The organism is Streptomyces sp. NRRL WC-3618, assembly GCF_001280005.1.
Lineage (GTDB): Bacteria > Actinomycetota > Actinomycetes > Streptomycetales > Streptomycetaceae > Streptomyces.
In genome coordinates this window covers 1-290 of sequence record NZ_LGDW01000377.1, presented here as the reverse complement: position 1 = coordinate 290, position 290 = coordinate 1, and the positions used below count along the sequence as shown (strand labels likewise).

The window sequence follows — 290 nt, the reverse complement described above, 5'->3', positions numbered from 1 at the left end:
CAGTAGAAGCCGTGGCCTGCGAGGGTGAGGAGGTAGGGGAGTTCGCCGATGGCGGGGAAGCGGACTCCGCCGATGAGTTCGACGGGGTGGGTGCCGCTGTACGCCTGGAGGTCCAGTTCGGTGGGCTGGGCGAAGCGGGAGAAGTTGTGGACGCACAGGACGAGGTCGTCCCCGCCTTCGGGAAGGGTGGTCTCCCGCAGGAAGGCGATGACGGCCGGGTTGGTGGAGGGGAGTTCGGTGTAGGAGCCGAGGCCGAAGGCGGGGTTCTGTTTCCGGATCTCGATCATGCG

At 66.9% G+C, this 290-nt stretch carries 1 protein-coding gene; it reads right to left on the bottom strand.

Annotation, left to right across the window (positions count from 1 at the left end; genetic code table 11):
• Window positions 1-290, bottom strand: a 290-nt coding sequence (locus tag ADL01_RS26890) for an alpha-glucosidase C-terminal domain-containing protein (RefSeq protein WP_199834936.1), incomplete at both ends; no start/stop codon positions are given.